This is a genomic window from Oleiphilus sp. HI0043 (assembly GCF_001634935.1).
This window is the reverse complement of sequence record NZ_LWEY01001246.1, coordinates 1-1,746: the sequence shown is the minus strand read 5'-3', so window position 1 is coordinate 1,746 and position 1,746 is coordinate 1. Positions and strand designations below refer to the sequence as shown.

At 45.1% G+C, this 1,746-nt stretch carries 2 protein-coding genes; both read right to left on the bottom strand.

Annotated elements, in window-relative coordinates; all coding sequences use genetic code 11:
* Nucleotides 1-715, bottom strand: a 715-nt coding sequence (gene phoU / locus A3729_RS15530; protein WP_304439725.1) for a phosphate signaling complex protein PhoU, incomplete at its 3' end; no start/stop codon positions are given.
* Between the two features lie 69 nt (nucleotides 716-784).
* Nucleotides 785-1,657, bottom strand: coding sequence for a phosphate ABC transporter ATP-binding protein PstB (gene pstB, locus A3729_RS15525; RefSeq protein WP_068514420.1), 873 nt, complete (start codon nucleotides 1,655-1,657; stop codon nucleotides 785-787).
* Between the last annotated feature and the right edge of the window lie 89 nt (nucleotides 1,658-1,746).

Below are 1,746 nucleotides of genomic sequence, written 5' to 3'. Positions count from 1 at the left end.
AAGACTCAACAAGCTGCTCAGCTTGCTTAATCGGCATATGACGCACATCTTTACCTTTTACGATGTAGATCACGTGCTCAGCCAGATTACACGCATGGTCACCGATACGTTCCAAGGCACGTAGTACCCACATAACGCTGTGAATCTGGGAGATACTGCGAGGGTCTTCCATCATGAAGGTCATCAGTGAGCGAACCGCTGACTTGTACTCGGCATCGACAGCATGGTCTTCTTTCATAATATCCAGTGCCATATCGATATCGAAACGTGCAAAGGCATCGAGTGCACCATTGACCATTTGACCAACATGATCGCTGATGTGGCGAATTTCGACGTAGCCGCGAGGTGCTTTGCCCTCTTCAGTCAGGCGGATTGCCATTTTGGCAATCTTACTGGCTTCATCACCAATGCGTTCGATATCTGCAACCATTTTGATGATAGAAATGACTAAGCGAAGGTCACTCGCTGCCGGCTGACGTCGTGCAATCAACTGGGTACAGTCTTCGTCGATCAGTAACTCCATTGCGTCAACTTCTTGGTCTTTGTTACGGACCGTATCGGCGAGTTCGCTATTGTTGGTGATAAGAGCTTCTACTGCATCAGATACTTGACGCTGTACGATACCGCCCATATTTAGCAACTGGTTACGCAACTCAGATAAATCCTGATTGAATTGCTGGGAAATGTGCTGAGTGTGGCCGTCGTTTGTTGTAATACTCATATTTGCCTCTTTTATCCGTTAATGCAGCATAGTGTCATGTAGCGAGTTGATATAGTCCTAAACCTAACCGTAACGACCGGTTATATAGTCTTCAGTCTGCTTGTTACGTGGGTTGGTAAACAGCTCATCAGTGTTGCCAAATTCGATCAAGTCGCCCATATACATAAACGCCGTGTAGTCAGATACACGAGCAGCCTGCTGCATATTGTGGGTTACGATAACGATAGTATAGTCATCTTTTAGCTGGTGAATCAGTTCTTCAATTTTCAGCGTAGACAATGGGTCCAAGGCTGAAGCGGGTTCATCAAGCAGTAATACATCTGGTTTAACAGCAACGGTTCGTGCGATCACCAAACGTTGTTGCTGACCACCGGATAGACCCAATGCGCTATCATCAAGACGATCTTTAACTTCATCCCAAAGTGCTGCAGAACGTAGAGACCATTCTACTGTTTCATCTAGAATACGCTTTTTGTTGATTCCTTGAATACGCAGGCCATAAGCGACGTTTTCATAGATGCTCTTTGGGAAAGGGTTTGGCTTCTGGAATACCATACCAATGCGGCGACGAAGTTCAGCCACTTCGACTTTACGTTGGTAGATATCTTTACCTTCGTGCATGATTTTACCGGTGATGCTACAGCCATCAACCAAATCGTTCATGCGATTGAAGCAACGCAATAATGTCGATTTACCACAACCCGATGGGCCGATAAAAGCCGTTACTCGGTTCTGTGGGATCTGCATATTTACGCCGTGAAGGGCCTCTTTTTCACCGTAGCATAAGCGTAAATCGTCAACGGTTAGTGCAATTTTTTCGTCTTCCAGCTTTAGAGCTGCAGACTTACGCTGTAGTGAACTGATATCGATAGCGTGCGTCTTAGTTTCGGTTTGTGCGCCTGCTTGTGTCGTCGAATCATTTGTATCATTTTGCATAGTCATATCTCTTTCTGGTGTCTATCCAGTTAACTCAATAATTATTAAAACTCAAACCATTTCAGGCGCTAGTTAAACTTCTAATGCTT